Raw genomic sequence first — 26,980 nt, 5'->3', positions numbered from 1 at the left:
CCAACGAGAGGAAACCCCTCATTGGTCCGATGTTCACCTTTTGTTCGATTTACATCTCTTCGCCGACGAGGACCGCTTCCGCCGGGATCGTGTGCGGATCCGCGGACTTTTCGCGCATCGTCAGCAGCGCGCCGGCGAGCACACACAGCGCCGCGGCCACCACGAACGGCGCCTGCTCGACCCCGAACCACTCGGCGAGGTGACCGACGACGGTCGCGGCGATCGCGCCGCCGAGCCAGCGGCAGAAGTTGTACCCGGCACTGGCCACCGGACGCGGGGCGTCGCTGATGGACATGGCCGTCCCGGTGAAGAGCGTGTTGAGCAGACCTGAGACCAGCCCCGACAGGATGATGCCGACCACCAGCACCGGCTTGCTCGGGATCGCCATGATCAGCAGCAGCACGGCGTAGCCGAAGACGGCGACCACGGTGGCGTGACGTTCGCCGAGCTTCGCGGCCAGTTTCGGCGCCAGCACCACCCCCGCGACGGCGACCGAAAGGCCCCAGCCGCAGAAGATCAGGCCGACGGCGACGGCGCTCCACTCCAGCACGAACGGCGACCAGGCCAGCACCACGAAGAACGCGGCGGTGTAGAGCGCGGAACCGATCGAGGTGCGCAAGAGCCCACCGTGCTTCAGCGCGCGGAACGGGTCGAGCAGCCGGACCTTCGGCCGCTCTTCCTTGGCGTCACTGGTCAGGAAGATCGAGCACAGCACGAGACCGCACGCCATCAGGATCGACGTGCCGAGGAACGGGCCGCGCCACGAGATGCTGCCGAGCAGGGCGCCCAGCAGCGGCCCGACCGCGAGGCCGACGCCGAGCGCGGCTTCGTAGAGCAGGATCGCGCCGGCCTGGCCGCCGGTCGCGGCGCCGACGATGACCGAAAGCGCGGTGGCGATGAAGAAGGCGTTGCCCAGGCCCCAGATCGCGCGCAGCCCGATCAGCTGCTCGATCGACCCGGACGCGGCGCACAGCGCGGTCGCGGCGACGACCAGCGTCAGCCCGACGAGCACGGTCCGCTTGGCCCCGAACCGGGCACTCATCGCGCCGGTCACCAGCATGGCGACCGCCTGCACGCCGAGGTAGGACGAGAACAGCAGCGTCACCTCGGACGGCGTCGCCTGCAGGCCTTCGGCGATCGACAACAGGATCGGGTCGACCAGCCCGATGCCCATGAACGCGATGACCGCGGCGAACGCGGTGATCCATACCTGTTTGGGCTGTCCTTTGAGGGCGTCCAACAGGCTCGAGTGGGACTCAGCGCTCATCGCGGATCAGTTCCTCCTTCTTGTCTTCCTGAATTTCCTGCCGCAGCAGCTTGGTGAGGGCGGGCAGCGCGGCTTCGATCGCGGCGCGGTCGGCGTCGTCCAGCCCGATCAGGCGCTCACGGAGGAATTCCTCCCTGGCGAGCCGGTGCGCGAGGTCGGCGACTTTCGTGACCACTTAGCCATGCTAACTAAAAATACTGAGCATGGCTAAGTAATTTGTCGCACAGGATCGCCCGGGACGTTCTAGGGTTGCGGTGTGGAAGCGGTGATCTTCGATCTCGACGGTGTCCTGGTCGACTCGGAAACGATCTGGGACGAGGTCCGGCGCGCCGTCGTCGACGAGTTCCACGGCACCTGGCGCGACGAGGCGACCAGGGCGATGCAGGGGATGAGCACCCCGGAGTGGGCGGCCTACCTGACGCACGACCTGGGCGTGCACCTCCGGCCACCGGACGTCGCGCAGGTGGTGGTCGAGCGGATGGCGCGCCGGTACGCGGAGAAACCGCCGCTCATCCCGGGCGGGCCGGACGTCGTACGCGAAGTCGCGAAGCACTGGCCGGTGGCGATCGCGAGTTCGTCGCCGCCGCTGCTGATCAAGGCGTTCCTGGACATCACCCGGCTGCCGGTGCCGACGGCGGTGTCCTCGGAGCAGGTCGGCGCCGGAAAGCCGGCGCCCGACGTGTACCTGCGGGCGGCGGAGCTACTGGGCGTGGACCCGAAGAACTGCGCGGCCGTGGAAGACACGACGAACGGGCTTCGCGCGGCACTGGCCGCGGGGATGACGGTGTACGCAGTGCCGAACCCGCACTTCCCGCCGGATCCGGCGGTGCTGGCGCAGACGACGGTGGTTTCGACGATCACGGATCTGCCGGCCGCGCTCGGCGTTTGACGACTGACCCGCGCTACCTCGCCGATGCTGCCGGTGGATCGCGAGTGGCGAAGGGCGGGTTCACATCGACGGACATCACCCGTGATTAGGCGGCGATCTCGCGTGATTGGGGGGCGATCACCCGTGGTTGGGGGGCGATCTCGCGTGGTTGGAACCTCGCCGATGCTATGAACGGCCCGTTACTTGCAAAATTTGCAAGTAACGGGCCGTTCATAGCGCGCTACTGAGGGGTCACTCTTCGCCGCGGATGAACTTCTCCACCTCGTCGCGGGCCTTGGAGTCGTCGTACTGCTCCGGCGGCGACTTCATGAAGTAGGACGAGGCCGACAGGATCGGCCCGCCGATGCCGCGGTCCAGCGCGATCTTCGCGGCGCGCACGGCGTCGATGATGATGCCCGCGGAGTTCGGCGAGTCCCACACCTCGAGCTTGTACTCCAGGTTCAGCGGCACGTCACCGAAGGCGCGGCCCTCGAGCCGGACGTAGGCCCACTTGCGGTCGTCGAGCCACTGCACGTAGTCCGACGGTCCGATGTGGACGTTGCCCTTGCCGAGCTCGCGGTCGACCTGCGAAGTGACCGACTGGGTCTTCGAGATCTTCTTCGACTCGAGCCGCTCGAGCTCCTTCATGTTCAGGAAGTCCATGTTCCCGCCCACGTTGAGCTGCATCGTGCGGTCGAGCTGGACACCGCGGTCCTCGAACAGCTTCGCCAGCACGCGGTGCGTGATGGTGGCGCCGACCTGGGACTTGATGTCGTCGCCGACGATCGGCACGCCGGCCGCGCGGAACTTCTCGGCCCACTCGGGGTCGGAGGCGATGAACACCGGCAGCGCGTTGACGAACGCCACACCGGCGTCGATGCACGCCTGGGCGTAGAACTTGTCGGCCTCTTCGGAACCCACCGGCAGGTAGGAGACGAGCACGTCGACCTCGGCCTCGCGCAGCGCCGCGACGACGTCGACCGGGGTCTCGTCGGACTCCTCGATGGTCTCGCGGTAGAAGCGGCCGAGCCCGTCGAAGGTGTGGCCACGCTGCACGGTGACGCCCAGCGGCGGCACGTCGGCGATCTTGATGGTGTTGTTCTCGCTGGCGAAGATCGCCTCGGAGAGGTCGCGGCTGACCTTCTTGGCGTCCACGTCGAACGCGGCGACGAAGTCGATGTCGCGGACGTGGTACTCGCCGAACACGACGTGCATCAAACCGGGCACGCGGGTGTTGGGATCTGCGTCACGGTAGTACTGAACGCCCTGGACCAACGAGGCCGCGCAGTTGCCGACGCCCACGATGGCCACCCGAACGCGGCGGTTCTCGCCCATGCCGGTTTCTCCTTCATTCGTCCAACAGTTGTAGGTAGTACTCAGCGGTCCCGGGGAGCGCCTCAGGTCTCCGGTCCACGCTGCTCGGCTTGTTCGTGCGCGATCAGCTCGTTGAGCCAGCGCACCTCCCGCTCGCTGGACTCCAGCCCGAGCCGGTGCAGCTCGCGGGTGTAGCGGTCGATCTTCTCCTCGGCCCGCGCCATCGCCGTCCGAAGTCCTTCGCGCCGTTCCTCGACCCGACGACGGCGGCCTTCCAGGATTCGCATCCTGACGTCGGCCGGTGTCCTCGAGAAGAACGCCAGGTGGACGCCGAAGCCTTCGTCGTCCCACGTCTGCGGGCCGGCGTCGCCGAGCAGTTCGGCGAACCGCTCCTTGCCCTCGGCGGTGAGTTTGTACACGCGCTTGCCACGGCGTGCCCACACCCGGTCCTCGACCTCTTCGAGCTCCTCGACGAGGTAACCGGACCGAAGCAGCCGACGCAGGGTCGGGTACAGCGAGCCGTACGAGAACGTCCGGAACATCCCGAGCGTCTCGTGCAAACGTTTGCGCAGCACGTAACCGTGCATGGGGGTCTCGTGCAGCAGCCCCAAGATCGCGAGCTCGAGCACACCGCACCCCCTTCCGGGAACAAACCGCGACCGGACGCGTTGGTCAACGCGACCGGCTCGGTCAACCTACCGGCCGACTATATCGCGCCGATACATCGAAGTGGCGTATCTAACCCCGATGGGCGCCGGAGAACCGGACGAAATTCATCGGAGAGTTATCGAATCGTCGGCGTGTCCGGCACTTGGGTCACCGGTCCGTCGCGAACGGGGCGTGGACCACACAGAAAGAGCCCGTACTCTATTGGCGTGCGAAACCAGCGGCAGGTCGTGGACTACGCCTTACAGCGGCGTGCGCTGCTGTCGGGCGTCCAGTCCGGGCGGGTCGGCACGAATGACGTCTGCGACGCGGGCCCGTACCTCCTGCGTGCCGCCAAGTTCCACGGGCGGCCCGGTGACCAGGACTGTCCGGTCTGCCGCAGGGAGGAACTGACCCTGGTGTCGTGGGTCTACGGCGACGAGCTCAAGCACGTCGCCGGATCGGCCAAGACACCGGAGGAGCTGGTGCGGATGGACGGGCTCTTCGCCGAGTTCACCGTCTACGACGTCGAGGTCTGCCGGAGCTGTCACTGGAACCACCTGGTGCGGTCCTACGTCCTCGGTACGGGAGATCCGCAACCACGGACCCGTCCACGAAGGACAGCGGGTCAGTGACAGGTATCGAAAACGCAGTTGAGCACAGAGCGGCGTGCCCCGAAGCGCCGGTCTGGGAGGCCCATTCGTGAACGACGATCGCAACCGCTCCTGGCCTGGTCAGGAGCCTGATGCACCTCGCCGTGCCCAGTGGCCGGGCGAAGACGACGGTCCCGGCTGGCCGGGCGAGGAGCCTCCGCGCCGCCCCCAGCGCCGGACACCTCCCAGTCGTGCCCCCCGGCCCCCTGTGGCCCAGCCCCCGGCCGCCGGGCCGCAATGGCCCGGCGGTGACAGTGCCGCCTCGGGCGGTCCGGAGTGGCCGTCCGACGAGGAAGCGCCTCGCCGTCCCGCCGCCCCGCGCCGTCCCAACGGCATGCCCCCGCGCAGGCAGGGACCCCCGCCGCCCGGTGGTGGCCGCCCCGGCGCGCAGAGCGGTGGCTACCGGCCCCCGCCGCCGCCTCCCCCCGCCGCCGATCGCCGTCCGCCCGCCGACGAGGCGACCGCGTTGGTCCGTCCGGTCGAGCCGGAGCCGTACGAACGCGAGCCGGACCTCATCACCCACCACGCGCACAACGGCACCGAGCATCCGTACGGCTACGACCCGTACGACGACCGCTATGACGATCGTCACGATGACGTCGCCTTCGCGGCCGAGGGTGACGACCAGTACGACGACGAGCCGGCTGAGGACGAAGAGGACGACAAGAAGAAGGTCCTCACACCGAAGCAGCGCAAGAAGCGACGCTGGAAGATCATCCGCCGGGTCCTCTACGCGATGTTCGGCCTGTTCGTCGTCGTCCCGGCGATCGCGTTCGTCATCACCTACTTCCTGGTGGACGTCCCGTCCCAGGAAAGCGTCGCGAGCCTGCAGAGCCAGCCGATCACGCTGATGTACGCCGACGGCAGCCCGATGGGCAAGATCGCGCCCGCCAGCGGCGGCAGCCGGTACCTGCTGCAGCCGGGCGAGGTCCCGGAAGCGGTCAAGCACGCCGTCTACGCCGCGGAGGACTCGTCGTTCGAGACCAACTCCGGCTTCGACATCGGCGGCATCCTGCGCGCGGTCTACAACAACGTCACCGGCGGCCAGGGCGGCGGCTCGACGATCTCCCAGCAGTACATCAAGAAGGCCACCGCCAACGAGGCGCCGACGCTCACCCGTAAATGGACCGAGCTGGCGAAGTCCTTCAAGATGAACAACCAGATGTCCAAAGAGGAGATCATCACCGCCTACCTCAACACCATCTACTTCGGACGCGGCGCGAACGGCATCGAAGCGGCCTCGCAGGCCTACTTCAAGAAGCCGGCCAAGGAGCTTTCGGCGTCCGAGGCGTCCCTGCTCGCCGGTCTGATCCAGGGCCCGAGCCGGTCGGAGAACGAGGCGTACGCCACCAAGCGGTGGACCTTCGTGATGGACCAGATGGTGGCGAACAACTGGCTTCCCCCGGCCGAGCGCGCCGCGGCGACCTTCCCGAAGCCGATCCCGAAGGCGCAGGCGAAGGCCGACGACGCCGGCACGCTGAGCCTGCACATCCGCAACCGGGTGATCGACGAACTCGAGGCCCGCGGCTACGACCAGGACCGGTTGCACCAGGGCGGTTTCAAGATCACCACGACGATCGATCCCAAGGCCCAGAAGATGGCCGAGGAATCCGTCGCCGAGGGGATGAAGGGCCAGACCGACGAGAACATCCTGAACGCGCTGGTCGCGGTCGATCCCAAGTCCGGCGGTGTGGTCGCCTACTGGGGCGGCCCGGACTGGACGAAGAACGAACAGGGCCAGGACGTCCAGGGGCTCGACTGGGCGAATATCCCGCACAACCCCGGTTCGTCGTTCAAGGCCTTCGACCTGGCCGCGTTCCTGAAGATGGGCAAGGGTCTCGGCGAGACCTTCGACGGCTCCAACAACCGGAAGTTCGACGGCCGCACGGTCCGCAACGCGGGTGAGAGCTCCAGTTGTGGAACGGATTGCACGGTCTCGAGGGCGACGGAGATCTCCGCGAACACCGTGTTCTACGACATGGTCCGAAACGTCACGAAGGTCGACCCGGTGGCGGACGCCGCCCGGGAAGCCGGCGTCATGACGGTGGACAAGGGCGGCAAGGCGAAGCTGAGCCCGGACATCAACATCGCCCTCGGCGGTGGTGGCACGGTGACCACCGCGGAGGACATGGCCGCCGGGTTCGCGACGTTCGCCGGTGAAGGCGTCCGGCAGAAGCAGCACTTCGTCTCCAAGCTCACCAACGCCCAGGACGAGGTCGAATTCGACGAGTCGGCCCCCCAGGGTTCGCCCGCGTTCAGCGACGACGCGGACAAGAGTAAGCAGATCGCCGGCAACGTCACCGACGCGCTCGAGAAGGTCATCCCCTACTCGAAGCTGAAGTGCCCGACAGGCCACGAATGCGCCGGCAAGACCGGGACGCAGCAGTACGACTTCAAGGACAGCGACCCGGCGAGCTATCGGGACCGCAACGCGCAGTCCTGGATGGTGGGCTACACGCCGTCCATCTCGACCGCGGTCTGGGTCGGCGGCGACGGCAACAAGCCGCTGCACGACAAGGGCGGCAAGCCGATCTACGGTAAGACGATCGCCGGCCCGATCTGGGAAGACTTCATGTCCCGGTACATGACCGGCAAGCCGTCGGAGAAGTTCGGCAAGGTCAAGGCGATCGGCAAGGACGCCCGTTCGGTGCCGTCGACGACGGCGCAGAGGCCGCCCCCTTCGTCAGCGCCGCCCGAGACGCCGACGTCCATCCCGACGCCGACAACGCCGACGACTCCCACGGAGCCGACCGAGCCGACGAAACCGACGAAACCCACCTGGCCGACCAGACCGGGCCCGGGAACTTCCGATCCGCTGTTCCCGAACCGGGAAGATCCGTGATGACCAGGCGAAACGAGTGAAGAAGGTGTGCCGGGCCGCGGCTCGGCACACCTTCTTTTTTCGTGCCCCGATGAACCTGAACGGTTCAGACACGTCTTGTATAGAAGGAGACCTGCGACCGCAGGACCGCGCTCACCATGGAAAGGTTCGGAGGACGTCACAGTGAACGACGCTCCCCACGGCGGTTGGCCAGGTCAGGACCCTGACCCCGCCCGTCGTCCGCAGCGCCCGGCCGGACCGCCTCGTCGCCCCGCCGGCGGGCCGCCTCCCGGGCAAGGGCCCCGGCAGGGCCCCGGTCAGCAGGGCCCCGGACAGGCACCGTGGCAGCGGCAGCAGTCGGGTGGCCAGCAGCCTCCGCCCCAGCAACGGCCCCCGCAGCGACCGCGGGTCGCGCCGCAGCTCGAGCCGGACCTCATGACGCACCACCAGCACAACGGCACAGAGCACCGGTACGACGCGGATAGCGGCTACGAAGAGCCCTACGACGATCAGTACGCCGACGCGACCACCGAGGACGGCAAGCCGGTCCTCACCCCGGCGCAGCGCAAGAAGCGCCGCTGGAGACGCATCCGGCGGGTCCTGCTCGCGCTGTTCGGCGTGTTCGTCGTCATCCCGGCGATCGCGTTCGTGATCACTTATTTCGCCGTCGACGTCCCCTCGCCCGCCTCCGTCGCGGCCACGCAGGGTCAGGCGGTGACCTACTTCTACGCCGACAACACCGAGATGGGCAAGGACGTGCCCAAGGGCGGGAACCGGCAGATCCTGACACCGGAACAGATCCCGGACATCGTCAAGAAGGCCGTCATCGCGACCGAGGACGCGTCGTTCGAGACGAACTCCGGGTTCGACGTCGGCGGCATCCTGCGCGCGGTCTACAACCAGGTGACCGCGGGCAAGGGCGGTGGCTCGACCATCTCCCAGCAGTACATCAAGGTCGCCAGCGGTGACGACGATTCGACGCTGACCCGTAAATGGACCGAGCTCGCCAAGTCGTTCAAGATGAACCAGACGTACGAGAAGAAGGACATCATCTCGGCGTATCTGAACATCATTTACTACGGTCGCGGCGCGTACGGGATCGAAGCGGCCGCGAAGGCGTTCTTCAACAAGCCCGCAGGCGAGCTGAACGCGTCCGAGGCGGCGCTGCTCGCGGGCCTCATCCAGCAGCCGGGCCGCTCGGAGAACGAGAAGGTCGCGACGGAACGCTGGACGGTGGCGCTGAACCGGATGGTGGAGAACGGTTTCCTCTCCGCCGCGGACCGCGCGAACCTCCAGTTCCCGACGCCGGTGCCGCAGGCCGACAACCAGCAGGCCGGCGTCGTCAACCCGTTCATCCGCGACAAGGTCAAGGAAGAACTGGCCGCGAACGGCATCACCGACGACGTCTATTACACGGGCGGCTACAAGGTCTACACGACCATCGACCCGAAGGCGCAGGCCGCGGCCGAGCAGGCGATCGCCGACGGGATGAAGGGCCAGACCGACGAGAACATGCTCAACGCGCTCGTCGCCGTCGACCCGAAGACCGGCGGGGTGAAGGCGTATTACGGTGGCCCGTCCATCGTGAAGGGCCCGAACGGGCAGGACCTGAAGGGCCGGGACTGGGCGAACACGCCGCAGAACCCCGGGTCGTCGATGAAGCCGTTCGACCTCACCGCGTACCTGAAGATGGGCAAGGGCCTCAACTCGACGTTCGACGGGTCCAACAACCGTGAGATCGGCGGCCGCAAGATCCGCAACGCCGGCCCCGGCAGCACCTGCTCGCAGCAGTGCACGGTGTCGGAAGCGATGCAGCGGTCGGCGAACACGGTGTTCTACGACATGGTCTACAGCGTCACCAAGCAGGGCCCGGTGGCCGAGGCCGCCAAGGAGGCCGGCGTCAAGCCTGCTCCCGACGGCAGCGCGGAACTGTTCACCGGGGACAACAACATCTCGCTCGGTGGCGGTAAGACGGTCATCAGCCCGGAGGACATGGCCGCCGCGTACGCGACTTTCGCGGGCGACGGACAGCGGCGTGCGAAGCATTTCGTCCTGAAGGTGAGCAACTCCCAGGACGAGACCGCGTACTCGGCTCCCGAAGAGGCGAACCCCGCGTTCGCCGACAGTGCGGACAGCAGCAAGCAGATCGCCGGGAACGTCACCGAGTCGCTGAAGGGCGTCATCCCGTTCTCGAAGCTCAAGTGCCCCAACGGACACGAGTGCGCGGGCAAGACCGGGACGCAGCAGCACACCTACCGCGACGGCGAGCCTGCGTCGGCGAAGGACTCCAACTCGCAGACCTGGATGGTCGGCTACACGCCGTCGATCTCGGCCGCTGTGTGGGTCGGCGGCGACGGTGACAAGGCGCTGAAGGGCAAGAACGGCAAGCCGATCTTCGGTTCGACGATCGCCGGGCCGATCTGGCAGAAGTTCCTTTCCCTGTACCTGACCGGGAAACCGGGGGAGCGCTTCGACAAGGTCAAGCTGATCGGCGGGGACGACAGCAACACCGTCCCGTCGACGCAGACGCCGCCCGACGAGGAAGGCACGAGCGAGACCGGCACTCCGTCGACAGGGCCGTCTACGTCTTCTTCGCGGAACGAGGAGGAAGAGCAGCCGTCGAGCTCGGAGAACCCCCCGACTTCCAGCGGTAACAACGAAGAAGAGCCCGGGAGCGGAAATGGCAACGGCAATGGGAACGGCAACGGTCCCGGCCGCGGCGGTAGAGGCGACAACTAACGCCTAGAAGTACATGAAGGCCCCCTTCCTTGCGTTAGGCGCGAGGAAGGGGGCCTTCATGTACTTGGGGCTAGCGGGCGCCTGAGCGGTGGGCTTCCTCGATGATCCGGAGCGTCTCGACCGCCGAAGCGGGATCGACCGGGAAGTCGCCCTTGCCGAGCAGCGCGTCCCGGACCTGGGCGTAGAAGTCTTCGTAGCGGCCGACCTCGGTGGGCACGGTCTCGACGTGGTTGACACCGTCGTTCACGCCGAGCACGCCGGCGTCCGACGCCGGTTCCACACCCCAGCCGGGATCGCCGGGCCGCATCCCGTCCTTGATCTGCGGCTCCTGGACGTCCAGGCCGTACTTCGTGAAAGTCGCCTTGTCGCCCAGCACCCGGAAACGCGGGTTCCGGGTCCCCGCGAGCGCCGACGCCCACAGGTGCGAGCGGACGCCGTTGACGTGATGCAGCGCGACGAAGACGTCGTCGTCGACGGAGACCCCGGAGCGACGCTTGTCGACCTCCGCGTAGACCTCCGCGACCGGCCCGAACAGCTGCAGCGCCTGGTCGACGATATGCGCGCCGAGGTCGTAGAGCAGCCCGCCCGCCTCTGCGGGGTCACCGAACTCGCGCCAGTTGTCGCGCGGCTTCGGCACCCAGCGGTCGTAGCGCGACTCGAAGCGGAAGACGTCGCCGAGCCGTCCCTCGTCGAGGATCTTCCGCACGGTCAGGAAGTCGGAGTCGAAGCGGCGGTTCTGGAACACCGTCAGGCCGACGCCCTTGGCCTTCGCGGCCTCGACGACCTTCTCCGCTTCGGCCGCCGTCGGCGCGAAGGGCTTGTCGACGACGACGGGCAGTCCCGCGTCGATCGCCTGGAGCGCGAGCGGCACGTGCGTGCGGTTCGGCGTGCTCACCACGACCAGGTCCAGCTCGTCCGCCTTCGCGAACAGCGCGTCCGCGTCCGGCAGCACCTCGGCGCCCGGGTGGTCGGCGCGAGCCTGCGCGACACGCTCCGGGTTCGAGGTGACGATCGCGGCCAGGGTCAGCCCCGGCGTCGCGCTGACCAGCGGCGCGTGGAAGACGCGTCCGCCGATGCCGTATCCGAAGATCCCCACTCGCAAGTCAGCCATACCGCTATTAAACAACAGTGTTGCGTAATTGGCCAGTCGTGGCAGGATGCGCGCTATGCCGGAGACCGGGGTCAATCTGCGCGGGCTGCGCCAGCACAACCGCGCGCTGCTGCTCGCGCATATCCTGCGCGCGGGCGGACTCAGCCGCGTCGAACTCGCCGAGCGCACCCGGCTCACCCAGCAGGCCGTGTCGAAGATCGTCCCCGAACTGCTCGACGCCGGACTGCTGGACGAGGAGCGTCAGCCCGCGGCCGGGGTCGGGAAGCCGCGCACGCTCCTGCGCATCCGTGCGAACGCTCGTTTCGCGCTCGGCGCCCAGCTCGACCGGGACTCCTTCCGCGTACTGAAAACCGACCTGACCGGGACCGTCATCGCGGCACAGGGCGGCCGGTTGTCCCCAGGGTTCACTCCTGACCAGGCCGTTTCCCTCATCGCCGAAGCAGCCGAAGCGCTGCTCGACGGCGTCGACCGGGAACGCGTGCTCGGTCTCGGCGTCGGCGCGGTCGGCCCGCTCGACCACCGCGAAGGGCTCGTCCGGGACGCCACGAACATGCCAGGCTGGCACGACGTCCCCCTGCGCGACCTGCTCGCGAAGCGCACCGGACTGCCCGTGCGGCTCGACAAGAACACCAACACCGCCGCCTTCGCGCAGCACTGGCCGGAGGGCGACCGGACCGCGACCGCCGTCGTCCTCGTCGGCACCGGAATCGGCGTCGGCCTGCTGATCGACGGCAAGCTGTATCGCGGACCGCGGACCAACGCGGGCGAATTCGGGCACACCACGCTCTCCTACGACGGACCGCGCTGCGCGTGCGGGCGCCGCGGCTGCGTCGAGGTCCTGCACAACGCGGCGCCGACCACCGAGGAGGCGGCCGGCCTGCTCGCGATCGGGCTCGCCGACCTCGTCCAGGTACTCGACCTCGAGCGCGTCGTGCTGACCGGCCGTTCGGTCCGCGCGGCGCCGGAGATCTACCGCGACACGGTCACCGCACGGCTGCGCGAACTGCTGCCTTTGCCGCACTGGCAACGGATCCAGGTCGATCTCGACGAAATGGGCGATGACGTGGTCGCGTTCGGGGCGGCGGCCGAAGTCCTCGCCGGCTTCTACAGCGGTGGCGAAATCACCTAGTAGTCACCGGCATACCGCTAACTGGTTTCGCTATCCGCTGTCAGACGGACGGCACGCGTGACTGGACGGACGACACCCGTGTTCAGCGGGACGACACACCCCGGAATGCGACCTCGGGCGTGTCGTCCATCCAGTCACGCTTGTCGTCTGTCTCGACACAAGAGTTCGTCGCTGTCTACCACCGGACGGGTATGGGCTGTAGGACCTGAAGGGCTCGCCGGCTTCTGCACAGCGGTGACGAAATCACCTAGGAGTCACCGGACTATTCGTAACAGTTAGCACTCACGCGACGACTTAGCATCAACACTCAAAGCCTAAGGGGATCTGGTTGCACATTCGAAGGATCGCAGTGGCCCTCGCCGCAGCCTCCGGTCTGCTGACCGCCTGCAGCACGGACGCCGACCCGCCTGATCCCAAGACGGAATGGACGGCCGCGATGAAGGTTGCTGGCTTCGAGCCGAACTCCCCTCACACATATGACGAGATGTTCGAGGCGGCGAAAAACTTCTGCGCCGCCGGGTCGGCACTCGCGATCAGCGGGCTCGCACGCACGGTTCTATCACCCGAAATGGTCGACCGGACGGCGATGCCCGCGCGTGGCAAAGACCCGGACGCCTCAGCAAAGTCCTATGGCGACGCCACATGGAAGTGGGCCTGCGGACACCAGTAGATCGCCGCTTTCGACTAGGGGCCGCCCCTCAGCGCCGCCCTGGTCCAACTGCTCGACAGGTCATCGGATGCTGACCCGTTTCTACAGCGGTGACGAAATCACCTAGTAGTCACCGGCGTACCGCTAACATCCCCTCGTGTCCGACCAGACGACCCCGCCGGAGCCCGAGGCCCCGCTCTCCCTCACCCCGGGTGAACGGGTCATCCCGAGCTGGAACGAACCACTCGTGGCCGCGGCCACCCGCCCGATCGGCGGCCCGCTCGGCGAGCACGCCGCCGTGGGACGGCACTGGTTCTGGTCGCCGCAGCGCGTCGGGCTGCTGCTGGCCTGCCTCGCGCTGCTGCTCTCGTGGTTCGGCAAGTCGTCCTGCATCCAGCAGTTCACCGACGAATCGGGAATGAACCAGCTCGACTGGCGGGCGGGTCGCCCGTTCGTCGCGATGTGCTACTCCGACATCATCCCGCTCTACAGTTCCGAGCGGCTGAACGACTCGGACACCTTCCCGTACGTGACTTCGTGGACCGAAGACGCCGGCACGCCGAAGGAGACCACCCGGTACATGGAGTACCCGGTCGCCACCGGGCTGTTCCAGTGGATCAACGCGAAGATCACCGAAGCCTGGCTTTCGGTCGCGGAATCGGGCTGGCTGCCGGGCGCGCTCCCGGTGGCCGTCTACTTCAACATCTCCGCGCTCTGGCTCGCGCTGGCCTGGCTGATCACGGTGTGGGCGACCGGCCGATCGTTGAAACGCCGTCCGTGGGACGCCGTGCTGGTGGCGATCTCGCCGCTGGTGCTGGTGCACACCTTCACCAACTTCGACGCCATCGCCACCGCGTTCACCGCGACCGCGCTGCTCGCCTGGTCCCGGCGACGGCCCGAGGTCGCCGGGCTCCTGCTCGGCCTCGGCGCGGCGGCGAAGATGTATCCGATGCTCCTGCTCATCCCGCTGTTCTTCCTGTGCCTGCGCGCGGGGAAGCTCAAACAGTGGGCGCTCGCCGCCGGGCTCGCGGTGGCGACGTTCGCGGTGGTCAACATCCCGTTCGCGCTCGCCGCGCCGACCGGCTGGTGGGAGTTCTTCCGGCTCAACACCGTGCGCCCGATGGACCCGGACTCGCTCTACAACGTCATCTCCCATCTCTCCGGTTGGACCGGTTTCGACGGGAAACTGGCCGCGGGGGAGACACCGGCCGTGCTCAACGTCGTGGTCGCGGTGCTGTTCCTGGCCGCCTGCGCCGGTATCGGGTACATCGCGCTGAAGGCGCCGCACCGGCCGCGGCTCGGCCAGCTGGCGTTCCTCGTGGTCGCCGCGTTCCTGCTGACCAGCAAGGTGTGGAGCCCGCAGTACTCGCTGTGGCTGGTGCCGCTGGCAATGCTCGCGATCCCGCGCTGGCGGCTGCTGCTCGCCTGGATGGTCATCGACGCGCTGGTCTGGGCGCCGCGGATGATGTACTACCTCGGCGTCGACCACAAAGGACTGCCCGAGGACTGGTTCCTCGGCACCGTCGTGGTCCGCGACCTCGCGGTGATCGGCCTGTGCGTGCTGGTGATCCGCGAGATCTACCGGCCACGCACCGACCTGGTCCGCCTCGCCGGGGACGACGACCCGGCGGGCGGATTCCTCGACGGCGCCCCCGACGCACGCGTGGTCAAGCGCGCTTCAGCACCTCAGGTCCAGGACTCTTCAGTGTGATCTGCCTGCCGAAATCTTCGGCTCCGAAGTCGTTGATCTGCACGACGACCACTTCGGGTGAGGTCTCGACCAGGCGGCAGGCGAGCCACTCGTCGCCGTGCTTGACCGACCAGCGGTCGGCGAGGACGGCCAGTCCTTCGGCCTCCAGCAACGCGACGGAGTCGTCGAAGGCGGCCGGCCCGCCGAGCGGGTAGCCGAAAACGGTCAGTGCCTGCCAATGGGCGTCCCGCAGGGGGACCACGTAGCCGACATGCTCCCCGTCGTCGGCCCGGTACACGGTCTGGTGCTCGATCATGCGCTTCAGGTTCGACCCTCCCGTGGCGTGAGGGTCAAGCCGATTCAACGCACGGTGTAGCCACCTTCGCTGGTCTGGAAGAACGGCACCGGGCCGGTGCACGGCAGGACGTCCTGTTCGAACGAGCCGTAGGCCCAGCTCCAGCCGATCCGGTCATGGCCGCGCGGTTCGTCCTGCACCGAGAAGCCGACTCGACGCCCGATGACGTTCACCGGCAGGCCGGGGATCTCGGCGCGTTCGATCACACCGGTCAGGATGGCGAGCCTGCCTGCCCGCGAGACGCAGTCGACCCGGCCGTCGAAATCGGCGACGAGCTTCCCGTCCTTGGTCACGTGATTCACGTGGAACCGCCCCGACGACTTGCCGGGCTCGCCGAACGCGGCGAAGTCGAACCGGACCGGGTCGTTGTCGTAGCCGGGGAACGTCAGCGGTCCGCCCGCCGACCCCACGACGACGGAACCGGACGGCCGGTCCGGAGCCGCGCTCGCCTGCGTCGCACCCAGCGCGCCGGCGGCGACGGCCAGCACGGCGACGGCGGCGATCTTGGTCTTGATGTTCATGGCTTTCCCTCCAGAGACCAGGAACGTCCCGGTCGAGGCCGAGCCTTCCGGGATTCGCCCGCGTGGCCCTCCCGCTGAAGAGGGAGCGATCTCCCGCTCCAGAGGGGTCGTGAGTGATTCGGGTCGTTCTAACGACCCGAATCACTCACGACCGTCAGGCGGAGGCGACTCGGTCTCGGAGGTAGGCGATGTCCGCGGCCTGGCCGTCTGCCGGTGTCTCGACGACCACGGGCGCACCGGCCTCGATCGCGACGGCCGCCAGCACCTCGGGGTCGATCGTGCCGTCGCCGCCGACGATGTTGGCGTGCCGGTCACGGGTCGAGCCGAATTCGTCGCGCGAGTTGTTGAGGTGGACCAGGTCGATCCGGCCGGTGATGGCCTTGACCCGCTTGACCGCCTCGGTCAGGTCCCAGCCCGCCGCGTACGCGTGGCAGGTGTCGAAGCAGAACCCCGCGCCGAATTCGCCGACCTTGTCCCAGAGCCGGGCGATGACGTCGAGGTCGCGGGTGATCGCGCTGTCGCCACCCGCGGTGTTCTCGATCAGGATCGGGACGGCGAACCCGCCCTTCTCCGCCTCGCGTTCGAAGAGCTTGCGCCAGTTGACCAAACCCTCCTCGACGTCTTCCCCGGCGCCGACGTGACCGCCGTGCACGACGAGCCCCTTCGCGCCGATCGCGGCCGCGCCGTTCGCGTGCTGCGTGACGTTCTTCCGCGAGGGGATGCGGATGCGGTTGTTCATCGAGGCGACGTTGATCAGGTACGGCGAATGGATGAACACCTCGACCGGCGACTCTTTGATCGCCTCGCCGTGCGGATGGGGTTTCGGGGCTTTCCAGCCCTGCGGGTCGGAAAGAAAGAACTGGAGAACCTCGGCGTCGCGTTCGGCGACCGCGGATAGGGGGTCGTCGTCGCGGACATGGGCGCCAATTTTCATGCAAGCAAAGTACTCCCGAGGGTTTCTCCCCTGCGCGCCCCAGGCGGTCACGCTCGTGAGGTAGCGTGAGCGCGTTCCGTTAAAACCGCGTTGGGTCTGAGGGGCGGAGGACGAACTCGATGGGGAAGACTGCCGGGCGGATCACGGCATGGGGATTCGCATTGTCGGTCTCGGCCGGGCTCGCGTTTCCGATGAGCGCGATGGCCGCCGAAGAACCGAATCCGACCCTTTCCGGCGATTGCGCCGCCACGCTGCAGAACGGGAAGTCCGCCAACGGGCTCGTTCTCGACGCGGGCGCTCCGCTCAACTCGCCCGAAGCGTTGACCGTCGGCCTCGACTCGAAGGCCAAGACCGCCGAGGGCCGCAAGCCGCTGCTGTCGCTGCCGGTCGGTGACCTGGTCAGGACGACCGGCCTCACCGACAACGCGGTCGGCGACCTCGCCGCGCAGGGCGTCTGCCCGGTGGCCCAGGGAACCGTGAACGCGGTCGGCGACCTGACCCAAGGCGTGGTCGAAGAGGTTCCGGGCGTCCCCGAGATCCCGCCGGGCCCGGGCCCCAACCCGCCGAACCCGAACCCGAACCCGCCGCAGCCCGAGCCCCCGAAGCCGGGCCAGCCTGGCGGACCGGGCACCGAACTCCCGGTCATCACCGACCCGGGTTCGTCCACCGGTATCGGTGGCGACTCGATCGCCGGCGTGATCAGCAACGCCGCGCTGCTCCCGGGCAACTTCGTCCAGGCGCCGGTGATCACCGAGATCATCCCCGGCGAGGTGCCTCCCACCGTCGACGAGAAGGACACCGGCAACGCGCAGGCCGTGCAGGCGCCGATCGCCCCGGCCAAGCTGCCGCTGCTGCTCGCGGTGCTGGCACTGGCCGTCGTCGCCGCGGCCCTGGTCCGCGCCTGGCTGCGCGGCAAGCCCGCCTGATCTCACTTTCGGTAACGCCCGCTTCCACTCGAATGCCTGACCTCTTCGAGTGAGCGGGCGTTACTCGTCTCCGTTAGCGTCGTTATCCGGGTAGGAACCCCGACGACGGAGGAGTCGAAGGCATGCGCGAGCGGACACGGAGGGCTACCGCCCTGGGTGCATCGGCCTTCATTCTCGCGGGCTCGGCCGCCCTCGCCATGCCTGGCACGGCGGCGGCCGCCGAAACCAAGACCGCCGCTTGCGGCGGTTCGGTGACCGCGAAGACCGGCGACAAGATCTTCGGGAAGACGCCGTTGCTCGGCATCCCGCTCGACCTCGGCCACGCCGGCCCGGTCTCCGGAATCCTCACCGGCACGATCAACGCGCTGCTCGGCACGGTCTGCAAGGTGACGGTGACCGTGGTGAACGCCGTGATCGCCCCGGTCCCGGTGATCGGCGAGCCCGCCGCGGACGCGCTGAACGGCGCCGTCACGGGTACCACCAAGGCGTTGACCGGCGGCGAAAAAGCACCCGGCGCCCAGCCCGCTCCCGGGAAACCGGCACCGGGCGGCGACCCGCAGCAGGGCGGCCCCGGCGCTCCGGCGCAGGGCGGCAACCCGGCGGGCGGCCCCGGAATCCCGGCGGCGAACAGCCCGCTGCTGCCCGGTTCGTTCACCCCGAACTTCGGCGGCCTGCCGTTCGGCGTCAGCACGGGGTACGCCCCGATGCGCGACTACAGCTCCATCCCGATGGCGATGGCCGGTCTCTTCAGCCCGTCGCCCGGATTGCGCTACGGCGGTCAGATCCCGGGTTACGCGCCGCAGTTCGGCGTTTCGGCCGAGAACGAAAACGGTGCCGGAAACCCCGACGTCCAGAATGCGGGACAAGCCGAGGCGCTACCCACCGTGAGCGGCGGATTCACTCAGGACGGGCAGATTCCGTTGCTGATAGCCGTTTTGGCACTCTCCGGAGTCAGCGCGGGCCTGGTTCGCACCTGGGTACTCCGCCGAATGGCCGCTACAAGTTAGCCCTACCGCCTAGTATCTTTCTGGTCACTCCCTCGTTATCCCCGTTGGTGGTGCTTTTCTCCCCGGCGAAAGCCTGATGCACTGCCACCTGCCCCACCGACCCGGAGGATCGCGCTCGTGCGGAAGACCACCTTTTGGCAGACCACCCGCAAGGCGCTCACCGTCACCGCCCTCGCGGGCATGGTCACCGGTGGCGCGTTCCTGACCGGCGGCACCGCTTCGGCGGCGACCACGCTGGCGAACGCGTGCAGCGGAACGGTCAACGGCGGAATAGGCGACACCGTCGCGATCACCGGCACCTCGGTCAAGGAACTGGTGCGGGCGGGTGCGCGCGAAGCGGGCACGCTGGCGCTCTGGGACGTCGCCGCGAACGACATCGCGAAGGTCAACACCATCTCCGTCGGCCTCGTGCCGAACGCCGCGAACGGCCCGGTCGAAGGCAAGGCCATCGGCGCGGCCGTGCGCCAGGCGGTCAAGGAGACCAAGTCCTGGGGACTGGGGCTCAACCCCGAGAAGACCCTCGACACCATCGCGCACAAGGTCGCCGGCAGCTGCGGGCTGACCACCGTCGCCACGAACTACGTCGCGCCCGCGCTGCCTTCCCCGGGTACCACCGGCCCGCAGCAGGGCGGCACCGGCGGCGGCACCAACGCCCTCCCGTCGTCCCCGAACCTGCTCCCCGGCGGCACCGGCTACGCGCCGCCGCGCGAGTACGGCAACCTGCCGGTCGCGCAGCCGGGTGTCGCGGTGGCGCCGGGCGTGCGTTACCCGGCCAACAGCCCGCTGCCCGGCGAGGGCGGCCCGCAGTACGGCATCCCCGGTGCCGAAGGCCAGGGCCCCGACGTCCGCAACGCCGGCAACGCCGAGTCGCTCGCGACCGACGGGATGCCCGGTGGAGACGTCGAACTGCCGATGCTGCTCGCCGTGCTCGTGCTCGCCGGCGTGACCGCCGCGCTGGTCCGCACCTGGGTGCTGCGCCGCGTCTCCTGACCTGAGGCAAGGGCCGCACAGGCCGCCAGGTACGCTTACCTGGACAAACCCTCCTGTCACGGATTGTCCGTGACCGCGAGCCCATAGGAGGTGAGTGGTTGTGTCACGCCATTACGAGGTAATGGTCATCCTTGACCCTACGCTCGACGAGCGCACGGTCGCCCCCACGCTTGACACCTTTCTCAACGTGATCCGCACTTCGGGCGGAAGCGTCGAGAAGGTCGACGTCTGGGGCCGTCGCCGGCTCTCTTACGAGATCAAGAAGCACGCCGAGGGCATCTACGCGCTCCTCGACCTGAACTCCAGCTTCGAAGCGGTGAAGGAGCTGGACCGTCAGCTCTCGCTGCAGGAGACCGTGCTTCGCACCAAGGTCATGCGCCGCGAGATCAAGCGCGCCGCTGCCGTCGCCGCCAAGGCCTGAGCCGAAGGACTTTCCCGATGGCTGGAGACACCGTCATCACGGTGATCGGCAACCTGACGTCCGACCCGGAGCTTCGCTTCACCCCTTCCGGTGCGGCGGTCGCGAACTTCACGGTCGCGTCCACCCCGCGCACGCTGGACAAGCAGTCCGGTGAGTGGAAGGACGGCGAAGCGCTGTTCCTGCGCTGCAACATCTGGCGCCAGGCCGCGGAGAACGTGGCCGAGTCGCTGACCCGTGGCGCGCGAGTCGTCGTGCAGGGGCGCCTGAAGCAGCGGTCTTTCGAGACCAAGGAAGGCGAGAAGCGCACCGTCGTCGAGCTCGAGGTCGAGGAAATCGGCCCCTCGCTGCGTTACGCCACCGCCAAGGTGAACAAGGTCAGCCGTGGCACCGGTGGCGGTGGAGGCGGCGGCTTCGGTGGCGGCGGCGGCGGTGGCCAGAGCGGCCCGCCCGCCGACGACCCGTGGGGTTCCGCTCCTCCCGCCGGTGGCAACACCGGCGGCGGTGGCGGTGGCTTCTCCGACGAGCCGCCCTTCTAGCCAGGCGCTCCACCGCGGGCTCCGGCCCGCGAGACGCCTCGACACAACCACTACGTAGGAATTCAGGAGTAATACCGTGGCCAAGCCACCCATCCGCAAGCCCAAGAAGAAGGTCTGCGTGTTCTGCAAGGCCGAGAAAAAGGGCCGCCCGGAGACCATCGACTACAAGGACACCAACCTGCTGCGGAAGTACATCTCCGACCGCGGGAAGATCCGTGCCCGCCGGGTGACCGGCAACTGCAGCCAGCACCAGCGTGACATCGCCATCGCGGTCAAGAACTCCCGCGAAATGGCGCTGCTGCCCTACACCTCGACCGCACGCTAAGGAGGCACGTCAATGGCGAAGATCATTCTCACCACCGACGTCGCCAACCTCGGTGGACCCGGCGACATCGTCGAGGTCAAGGACGGCTACGCGCGCAACTTCCTGCTCCCCCGCGGCTACGCGATCGTGGCCACCAAGGGTGCGGAGAAGAACGTGCGCACGATCAAGCGGGCGCAGGAGAGCCGTCGCATCCGCGACCTCGACCACGCCAAGGAGATCAAGGCGACGCTGGAGGGCCTCGGCGCCATCCAGCTGGCCGGCAAGGCGGCCGAGGGCTCGAAGAAGCTCTTCGGTTCGATCACCACCGGCGAGATCGTGGACGCGATCAAGGCCGCCGGCGGCCCGCTTCTCGACAAGCGCGTCATCGACCTGAAGGACCACATCAAGACCGTGGGCAAGCACTCGGTCGGCGCCCGCCTGCACCCCGACGTCCGCGTCGACGTGCGGCTCGAGGTCAAGGCCAAGTAACACCGCTTTCCGCGAGGGCGGGACATCTCCGGCTGGAGGTGTCCCGCCCTTTGCTTTGCGCGGAACCCCACCCGGCCGGGCTGCGTCCGATACTTGACTGGGGATCAGGGCATTATGAGACTCGACGTTGAGGCACGGGGACTCAAAAGGGGATCTGGAGCATGGCTTACGACAGCAACGCCGAGCGGAACCGGCAGGAGAAGGTCACGGTGTCCGCGCCGGCCAATCCGGACAAGCCGGCGGGCACTTCGGGCGGAGGTGGCGGCGGGTTCTCCTTCGACAAGGACAAGATCGACGGCATCATCAAGAAGTGGACGGACCTGCAGGCCGAGCTCAAGAAGGACTACAACGACGCGACCCTGATGGCGACCGTCAAGGCGCCCGGCAAGGAGTTCGCGAGCGGCGACTGGGAGAAGCTGGCGAACCCGTCGGGCAAGGCGTTCCTGGAGCAGAACCAGAAGATGCAGGACTACGTCAAGAACTACATCGACCAGCTGACGGCCGCCAAGCAGAAGATCGCCACGAACGAGGCCGAGACGCAGTCTTCCCTCAACAAGCACAAGGCCATCTGATGCGCCGTTCGGTTGTCCTTCTCCTCGCCGCAGCCGCCTTGGTGGCGGGCTGCTCGGGGACCAAGAGCGGTACGGCGTCGACAGCGCCCTCCTCGGCCCCTGCCGAGTCGAGCGGCTCCGCCGGCGCCGCGCCGAAGGTCTCGAATCCCCTGAACACGACGGCCATCGACAGCGACGCCTGCGCCGCGCTCTCGGCCGCCAAGCTGGCCGAACTCGGCTACGGCGAAGGCGAGAAGCGGACCACCAGCCGGGGCCCGGGGTGCAGCCTGTTCGCCCAGGACGACCGGTTGAACCAGGTCGAAGTCAGCTCGGTGACGGACGCCAGTGACGGCCTCGAAGCCGTCTACGCCAAGCGGGCGGACGATGCCTACTTCGAAGAGACCCAGGTCAGCGGCTATCCGGCGGTCTACGCGGAGGCCATCGACGGCCGCCCGAACGGCAAATGCGGGCTGTTCGTCGGCGTGAGCGACCAGCGGGTCGTCTACATCCTGGTGCAGTACGACAACGGGGCGGGCGCGAGCGCACCGTGCCCCGTCGCGCTCAAGGTGGGGGAAGCGATGATCGAGACGTTGAAGGAGGGCTGACCGTGTTCCTGCTGCCGATCATTGCCGGGTACTCGGCCTACAACATGGCGACCACGAAGTCCGGGGACTTCGAAGCGTCGGGTGGCGATCGGAAGATCGATTGCTACAACATCTGGGAGAAGATCGTCACCGGTCCGGGCACCGGGTCGATCTCCGAGGGCCAGGCCGCGGCGACCCGGCTGAAGGCCGGTTACCAGGACAGGCTGACCACCATCGACAACCTGTCGAAGGAGATGGACGCCGCCTGGACCGGTAAGAGCGCCGAAGCCGCGCAGCAATCCGGCGCGCACCCGCTGCGGACGTGGATGGAGGACTCCGGCAAGAAGCTGGTGGACTCCGACAAGTACCTCGGCGAGCAGAACACCGCGTTCACCACGGTGAAGGCGAAGGTCCAGCAGGTCCCGAAGGACCCGCCGAAGAACAACCTGCTCAACTCGGTCACCCCGTGGACGACCGACACCGACCGCTCGATCCGGGACTACAACCAAAAGGGTCAAGCGAACGTCGACGCGTTCAACGAGTACTTCAAGTCCAGCAGTGAAAACGGCAAGAAGATGCCCACCTACAACAAGATGGACGGGCAGAAGAGCAACGTCGACGTCAACGGTGGCGGCGGCAACGGCAAGGACAAAGACAAGGACGGCGGCGGCCAGGGCGACCGCAACGGGAACAACGGCATGCCGGGTATCTCGACGCCGCCCGGTTCGATGCCGCCCGGCGGGATGCCGAGTATCCCCGGATCGAACATGCCGGGCTCGAACATGCCGGGCTCGAACATGCCTGGCGCCAACATGCCCGGGTCGAACCTGCCGGGTGCCGGCATGCCGGGCTCGAACATGCCCGGGGCCAACATGCCCGGCTCTAACCTTCCCGGTGGGCAGTACAACCCGAACATCCCCGGCAGCGACTACAAGCCGCCGTCGTGGAACGACGGCACGAGCGCGTCCGGGTTCACCCCGCCGAAGATCCCCGGTGCCGGCGGTTTCGGCCCGGGTGGCGGCGGAGGCGGTGGCGGCGGCTTCGGCGGTACCGACATCCCGGGCGCGGGCGGCTTCGGTCCGGACGGCGGCTTCGGCCCCGGTGGCGGCGGATTCGGTCCCGGCGGCGGGAGTGGCGCGGCCATGCCCGGCAACGCGGGTGCGATGGGCGGCGCCGGTACGGGCGGTGGCGCGGGCGGTTCCGGTTCCGGAGCGGGTCGCGGCATGGGCGGTATGGGCGGCGGCATGGGCATGGGCGGCATGGGAGCCGGCGGCGCCAAGGGCAAGGGCGGCGAAGACGAGGAGCGCAGCTCCAAGTTCCTCGTCGGCGACGACCCCAACGACATCTTCGGAACCGACGAACTCACCGCACCGCCGGTGATCGGCGAGTAGCACGTACGGGCCGGCCGGGCACGTGCCAAGATTGGTGCGGCCCGGCTTGTCCTGTTTCAGGGACAACGCGAGCAAGGACTACTAGGGGGAAGCACCGGTGCTGGACAAGCAGGTCACGATCACGACCGGCACCCTCATCACGCTGATCCGCCGCCGTGGCGGCGAGCCGCACACGGTGCTGTCGGAAACGCCGGTCTGGTACAGCGACGAAGCGCAGCGTTCCGAGGACGAGCGGACCAACGAGGAACTCGCCGGCCAGGGACTCTTCGGCCCCCGGGGGATGCATCCCGGATTCAAGGCGACGATCGAAGCGATCGCCAGGCCGAATCTGGAGTACTACGGCTGGGTCGACGGCGGTTTCGAGGGCAAGGCGCTGAGCTACTCGCTGCTCGCGGGCAGCGTCGGCGGCGAGGGTTTCGTCCTCGCCCGCCACAGCGACCACGACGGCATCGCGCTCGCCACGGTCCGGCCGGAAGAACTGCTCACCGAGTTCCTCGACCAGATCCCGAAGCTCGCACCCGGCCGCGGCCGCCCGATCGCCGTGCCGAAGAGCCAGGTCGAAGCGCCGCGTTCTTCGTCGTCGTCGGCGCAGGAAGACGGCTTCGAGGTGCTCCGCAGCGGACGGCAGAGCGCGGGCGGCCAGGAGGCCGACGAGCTTCGCCGCATCCTCGCGCTACGCCGTTTGGGTACCGGGAGCCTGTACGTCGCCGCCCGCGGCCGGAGCGGCGCGCGGCAGCGGATCGAACGTCCGGTTAACTACATCGATACGACCGAGGGACGCTGGCTGACCGAAGAGGTACCGGGGAGTGGCGAACCGAGGATCGCCTTCACGCCCGCCGACCAGCACGTTCTCGCAGAACGACTACGGAGCGCACAGGGCAGGTTGTTCGCATCCTGAATCCGGCACCGTTCAGCCCAGCGGGTTACACCTCTACCCTCCGTAGCATTCATCCACAGGCCGCCTCTGGGGACGGCCGAGGCCCGGCCCGCGACACGCCGAACGACGAGTTTCGCCCGACACGCCGCACGGATTTGAATAAAGTTCTCCACAGTGTCTCCACAGGCCCTGACCAGCGGTTTTGTCAGACCGTCCCAACGTTGCCCACAAGTTGTACACAGGGTTTGGGCTACCTGTGAAAGGTTGCCCTCATTCATCCCCAGGTTGTCCACAGGGCGGTCCCCAGGCGAAATTGCGCTGGTCCTTTCGGGGGGCCTACCGTGCCCGCCGGGCGGGTACGCACCGTGGCGTTCTTCCGGCCCAGGGGAGCATCGTGGGCCGCGGGAGGGCGGCCAAGGGGACACAGGCGGACTGACCGGGGAAGTTCTGGCATAATCGAACGCGTGTTCGATGCCTTGAGGAGGTGGCAGCAACGGTGGCGTTGACCGACGACCGCAATCCGATGTACGCGGAGTCCGACCCGGGTCCCAGTGACCCCGGTCCGCGTGGCGGCGAATACGACCGCCAGCCTCCGCAGGACATCGCGGCCGAGCAGTCCGTGCTCGGCGGCATGCTGCTGTCGAAGGACGCCGTCGCCGACGTCATCGAAGCCCTCGGCCCCGACGACTTCTACAAACCCGCGCACCAAGCGATCTACGACGTCGTCCTCGACCTCTACGGCCGCGGCGAGCCCGCCGACCCGATCACCGTCTCCGCCGAACTGGAACGCCGCGGCGAACTCGGCCGCGTCGGCGGCGCCCCGTACCTGCACACCCTGATCGCGACGGTGCCGACGGCGGCGAACGCCGGGTACTACGCGGAGATCGTCTCCGAGAAGGCGGTGCTGCGGCGCCTGGTCGAGGCGGGCACGCGGATCGTGCAGTACGGCTACGGCGCGGCCGCGGCCGACGGCGCGAACATCGACGAGGTCGTCGACCGCGCGCAGGCCGCGATCTACGACGTCACCGAGCGGCGCACCAGCGAGGACTACGTCGCGCTGGAAGAACTGCTCCAGCCGACCATGGACGAGATCGACGCGATCGCGTCGCGCGGTGGGCAGTCGCAGGGCATCCCGACCGGATTCGCCGACTTCGACGATCTGACCAACGGCCTGCACCCCGGGCAGATGATCATCGTCGCGGCACGTCCCGGGGTAGGGAAATCGACACTGGGACTGGATTTCGCCCGCTCGGCGTCCATCAAACACGGTCTGACCAGCGTGATCTTCTCGCTGGAAATGAGCCGGACCGAGATCGTCATGCGCATGCTCTCGGCCGAGGCTCGGATCCGCCTGGCCGACATGCGCGGTGGAAAGATGTCCGACGACGACTGGACACGGCTCGCGCGCCGGATGAGCGAGGTCTCCGAGGCGCCGCTGTTCGTCGACGACTCGCCGAACATGACGATGATGGAGATCCGCGCGAAGGCCCGGCGGCTCAAGCAGCGCAACGACCTCAAGCTCGTCGTCCTCGACTATCTGCAGCTGATGTCCTCGGGCAAGCGCGTCGAGTCCCGGCAGCAGGAAGTCTCGGAGTTCTCGCGGCAGATGAAGCTGCTGGCCAAGGAGATCGAGGTCCCGGTGATCGCGATCAGCCAGCTGAACCGTGGTCCCGAGCAGCGGACCGACAAACGCCCGATGCTGTCCGACCTCCGTGAGTCCGGTTCGCTGGAGCAGGACGCCGACCTCGTCATCCTGGTCAACCGCCCCGACGCCTGGGAGCGGGACGACCCTCGCGCGGGCGAAGCGGACCTGATCATCGCCAAGCACCGTGCGGGGCCGACCGCGACGATCACCGTCGCGCACCAGCTGCACTACAGCCGTTTCGTCGACCTCACGCACGACTAGGTCGTGTCAGTGCCGTGGCCGTCCCGTGTCAGCGCGGCACGCGAACGTAGTCGCCATGAGCACTTCACTGAGGGGTACCAAGAAGACCATCGCCCGGCTGGGCGTCACCGCGCTGGCGGCCACCCTGCTGGCCGGTGTCGCCGTGCCGACGGCGTCCGCCGCCGGACAGGATCGCCCGGAGCTGCGGCAGGCCGTCGAGGAGTTCGTCGGCGCCGGGTTCGCCGGGATGCAGCTGCGCGTCCGTGACGAGCGGGGCGAGTGGACCGGCAGTGCCGGGGTTCGCGAACTGGGCGGGACCGCGA

26 protein-coding genes and 2 pseudogenes are annotated in these 26,980 nt (G+C 68.0%); 20 read left to right on the top strand and 8 right to left on the bottom strand.

The features are described 5' to 3' along the window. Positions 1-49 precede the first annotated feature (49 nt). Together ACLJRL_RS32450 and ACLJRL_RS32445 are read right to left on the bottom strand one after the other, a co-directional pair. Entirely contained in the window at positions 50-1,267 is a 1,218-nt protein-coding gene (locus tag ACLJRL_RS32450; RefSeq protein WP_410660152.1) for an MFS transporter, read from the bottom strand. Continuing rightward, a pseudogene (locus ACLJRL_RS32445) lies at positions 1,257-1,406 on the bottom strand (MarR family transcriptional regulator); the annotation flags it as partial. The gene ACLJRL_RS32450 and the pseudogene ACLJRL_RS32445, both read right to left, overlap by 11 nt. Before the next feature lie 117 nt (positions 1,407-1,523). Between ACLJRL_RS32445 and ACLJRL_RS32440 the strand changes: the two are divergent. Continuing rightward, a complete protein-coding gene (locus ACLJRL_RS32440) occupies positions 1,524-2,156 on the top strand; it encodes an HAD family hydrolase (RefSeq protein WP_410660151.1) in 633 nt (210 codons plus the stop codon). 231 nt (positions 2,157-2,387) lie between these two features. Here the strand turns inward: ACLJRL_RS32440 and ACLJRL_RS32435 are convergent, their stop codons facing one another. Beyond that, positions 2,388-3,470: an inositol-3-phosphate synthase gene (locus ACLJRL_RS32435; RefSeq protein WP_410660150.1), complete on the bottom strand. Its 1,083-nt coding sequence runs from the start codon at positions 3,468-3,470 to the stop codon at positions 2,388-2,390. Positions 3,471-3,532: 62 nt separating this feature from the next. Next, positions 3,533-4,078, bottom strand: coding sequence for a PadR family transcriptional regulator (locus tag ACLJRL_RS32430; RefSeq protein WP_410660149.1), 546 nt, complete (start codon positions 4,076-4,078; stop codon positions 3,533-3,535). Positions 4,079-4,324: 246 nt separating this feature from the next. Between ACLJRL_RS32430 and ACLJRL_RS32425 the strand changes: the two genes are divergently transcribed. The 3 genes from ACLJRL_RS32425 (at position 4,325) to ACLJRL_RS32415 (ending at position 10,307) form a co-directional block, all read left to right on the top strand. After that, entirely contained in the window at positions 4,325-4,729 is a 405-nt protein-coding gene (locus ACLJRL_RS32425; RefSeq protein ID WP_410660148.1) for a DUF5318 domain-containing protein, read from the top strand. Between the two features lie 484 nt (positions 4,730-5,213). Further along, complete coding sequence (locus tag ACLJRL_RS32420) at positions 5,214-7,589, top strand: transglycosylase domain-containing protein (protein ID WP_410660313.1); 2,376 nt, start codon at positions 5,214-5,216, stop codon at positions 7,587-7,589. A 162-nt stretch (positions 7,590-7,751) separates the two neighbouring features. Next, entirely contained in the window at positions 7,752-10,307 is a 2,556-nt protein-coding gene (locus ACLJRL_RS32415) for a transglycosylase domain-containing protein (RefSeq protein ID WP_410660147.1), read from the top strand. Positions 10,308-10,377: 70 nt separating this feature from the next. Here ACLJRL_RS32415 and ACLJRL_RS32410 read toward each other — a convergent pair whose 3' ends face one another. Beyond that, the gene (locus ACLJRL_RS32410) at positions 10,378-11,418 is read right to left on the bottom strand and encodes a Gfo/Idh/MocA family oxidoreductase (protein ID WP_410660146.1); all 1,041 of its coding nucleotides are present in this window, start codon (positions 11,416-11,418) and stop codon (positions 10,378-10,380) included. Between the two features lie 55 nt (positions 11,419-11,473). Between ACLJRL_RS32410 and ACLJRL_RS32405 the strand changes: the two genes are divergently transcribed. The 3 genes from ACLJRL_RS32405 (at position 11,474) to ACLJRL_RS32395 (ending at position 14,907) form a co-directional block, all read left to right on the top strand. Beyond that, positions 11,474-12,547 (top strand): ROK family transcriptional regulator, encoded by a 1,074-nt coding sequence (locus tag ACLJRL_RS32405; RefSeq protein ID WP_410660145.1) that lies wholly within the window; start codon positions 11,474-11,476, stop codon positions 12,545-12,547. Between the two features lie 349 nt (positions 12,548-12,896). Beyond that, a complete protein-coding gene (locus ACLJRL_RS32400; RefSeq protein WP_410660144.1) occupies positions 12,897-13,217 on the top strand; it encodes a hypothetical protein in 321 nt (106 codons plus the stop codon). A gap of 136 nt (positions 13,218-13,353) precedes the next feature. Next, positions 13,354-14,907: a glycosyltransferase family 87 protein gene (locus ACLJRL_RS32395; RefSeq protein WP_410660143.1), complete on the top strand. Its 1,554-nt coding sequence runs from the start codon at positions 13,354-13,356 to the stop codon at positions 14,905-14,907. Here the strand turns inward: ACLJRL_RS32395 and ACLJRL_RS32390 are convergent. The 3 genes from ACLJRL_RS32390 to ACLJRL_RS32380 form a co-directional block, all read right to left on the bottom strand. Continuing rightward, entirely contained in the window at positions 14,864-15,202 is a 339-nt protein-coding gene (locus ACLJRL_RS32390; protein ID WP_410660142.1) for a hypothetical protein, read from the bottom strand. The two genes, ACLJRL_RS32395 and ACLJRL_RS32390, sit on opposite strands and share 44 nt — an antisense overlap. Positions 15,203-15,246: 44 nt before the next feature. Further along, positions 15,247-15,762: a hypothetical protein gene (locus tag ACLJRL_RS32385; protein ID WP_410660141.1), complete on the bottom strand. Its 516-nt coding sequence runs from the start codon at positions 15,760-15,762 to the stop codon at positions 15,247-15,249. Positions 15,763-15,916: 154 nt separating this feature from the next. Then, the gene (locus ACLJRL_RS32380) at positions 15,917-16,696 is read right to left on the bottom strand and encodes a deoxyribonuclease IV (protein ID WP_410660140.1); all 780 of its coding nucleotides are present in this window, start codon (positions 16,694-16,696) and stop codon (positions 15,917-15,919) included. Positions 16,697-16,815: 119 nt separating this feature from the next. On the opposite strand from ACLJRL_RS32380, the gene ACLJRL_RS32375 reads away from it, so the two are divergent. The 13 genes and pseudogenes from ACLJRL_RS32375 to ACLJRL_RS32315 all read left to right on the top strand — a co-directional run. Next, on the top strand, positions 16,816-17,622 hold the full coding sequence (locus ACLJRL_RS32375) for a hypothetical protein (protein WP_410660139.1): 807 nt from the start codon (positions 16,816-16,818) through the stop codon (positions 17,620-17,622). Positions 17,623-17,744: 122 nt separating this feature from the next. Continuing rightward, positions 17,745-18,629: a hypothetical protein gene (locus ACLJRL_RS32370; protein WP_410660138.1), complete on the top strand. Its 885-nt coding sequence runs from the start codon at positions 17,745-17,747 to the stop codon at positions 18,627-18,629. Between the two features lie 117 nt (positions 18,630-18,746). After that, entirely contained in the window at positions 18,747-19,619 is an 873-nt protein-coding gene (locus ACLJRL_RS32365; RefSeq protein ID WP_410660137.1) for a hypothetical protein, read from the top strand. Between the two features lie 100 nt (positions 19,620-19,719). Then, positions 19,720-20,040 (top strand): 30S ribosomal protein S6, encoded by a 321-nt coding sequence (rpsF, locus tag ACLJRL_RS32360; RefSeq protein ID WP_174720483.1) that lies wholly within the window; start codon positions 19,720-19,722, stop codon positions 20,038-20,040. Between the two features lie 17 nt (positions 20,041-20,057). Continuing rightward, positions 20,058-20,576, top strand: coding sequence for a single-stranded DNA-binding protein (locus ACLJRL_RS32355; RefSeq protein WP_410660136.1), 519 nt, complete (start codon positions 20,058-20,060; stop codon positions 20,574-20,576). A 76-nt stretch (positions 20,577-20,652) separates the two neighbouring features. Beyond that, positions 20,653-20,901, top strand: a complete 249-nt coding sequence (rpsR, locus tag ACLJRL_RS32350; RefSeq protein WP_009085242.1) for a 30S ribosomal protein S18 — start codon at positions 20,653-20,655, stop codon at positions 20,899-20,901. A 12-nt stretch (positions 20,902-20,913) separates the two neighbouring features. Then, positions 20,914-21,369, top strand: coding sequence for a 50S ribosomal protein L9 (gene rplI, locus ACLJRL_RS32345; protein ID WP_410660135.1), 456 nt, complete (start codon positions 20,914-20,916; stop codon positions 21,367-21,369). Positions 21,370-21,530: 161 nt separating this feature from the next. Continuing rightward, a complete protein-coding gene (locus tag ACLJRL_RS32340; RefSeq protein WP_410660134.1) occupies positions 21,531-21,941 on the top strand; it encodes a hypothetical protein in 411 nt (136 codons plus the stop codon). Continuing rightward, positions 21,941-22,525 carry a DUF3558 domain-containing protein gene (locus ACLJRL_RS32335; RefSeq protein ID WP_410660133.1) on the top strand — a complete coding sequence of 195 codons (585 nt, stop codon included), beginning with the start codon at positions 21,941-21,943 and terminating at the stop codon, positions 22,523-22,525. Before ACLJRL_RS32340 ends, ACLJRL_RS32335 begins: the two co-directional genes overlap by 1 nt. Before the next feature lie 2 nt (positions 22,526-22,527). After that, a complete protein-coding gene (locus ACLJRL_RS32330; RefSeq protein WP_410660132.1) occupies positions 22,528-23,895 on the top strand; it encodes a hypothetical protein in 1,368 nt (455 codons plus the stop codon). A 97-nt stretch (positions 23,896-23,992) separates the two neighbouring features. Continuing rightward, entirely contained in the window at positions 23,993-24,793 is an 801-nt protein-coding gene (locus ACLJRL_RS32325) for an ESX secretion-associated protein EspG (protein WP_410660131.1), read from the top strand. 475 nt (positions 24,794-25,268) lie between these two features. Beyond that, a complete protein-coding gene (gene dnaB, locus ACLJRL_RS32320) occupies positions 25,269-26,678 on the top strand; it encodes a replicative DNA helicase (RefSeq protein WP_410660312.1) in 1,410 nt (469 codons plus the stop codon). Positions 26,679-26,733: 55 nt separating this feature from the next. Continuing rightward, a pseudogene (locus tag ACLJRL_RS32315) lies at positions 26,734-26,980 on the top strand (alkaline D-peptidase); the annotation flags it as partial.

This window comes from Amycolatopsis sp. lyj-112 (assembly GCF_046549055.1).
GTDB lineage: Bacteria > Actinomycetota > Actinomycetes > Mycobacteriales > Pseudonocardiaceae > Amycolatopsis.
This window is presented reverse-complemented; position numbering and strand designations above follow the sequence as displayed.